1 protein-coding gene is annotated in these 594 nt (G+C 34.8%); it reads left to right on the top strand.

Annotated elements, in window-relative coordinates; translation table 11 throughout:
• The coding region (locus tag IDG60_RS28390; RefSeq protein WP_206161160.1) for an MFS transporter at nucleotides 1–594 on the top strand (594 nt) is incomplete at both ends.

The following is a 594-nucleotide window of genomic DNA, read 5'->3' as shown; positions in this document are numbered from 1 at the left end:
TAACCATTGGATTATTGCCAAGCTATGATCAAATTGGACTTTGGGCACCAATACTATTATTGCTTGCAAGAGTACTACAAGGGTTTTCAACAGGTGGAGAGTATGCGGGGGCAATGACATATGTTGCGGAGTCATCTCCAGATAAGCGTCGTAACTCATTAGGTAGTGGACTAGAAATTGGGACATTATCAGGTTACATAGCTGCTTCAATTATGATTGCAGTATTAACATTCTTTTTAACAGATGAACAAATGGCATCATTTGGTTGGAGAATCCCATTCTTACTTGGTTTATTCCTAGGATTATTCGGCTTATATTTACGTCGTAAGCTTGAAGAATCACCAGTTTTCGAAAATGATGTTGCAACACAACCAGAACGAGACAACATTAACTTTTTACAAATCATCAGATTTTATTACAAAGATATATTTGTGTGTTTTGTAGCTGTTGTATTCTTCAATGTTACGAACTATATGGTAACTGCATATTTACCAACCTATTTAGAACAAGTTATTAAATTAGATGCAACGACAACAAGTGTATTAATTACTTGTGTCATGGCAATAATGATTCCATTAGCATTAATGTTTGGTA

The sequence above is a fragment of the Staphylococcus sp. EG-SA-2 genome, assembly GCF_017152085.1.
The sequence above is the reverse complement of the archived record's forward strand: the minus strand, read 5'-3'. Positions and strand labels throughout refer to the sequence as shown.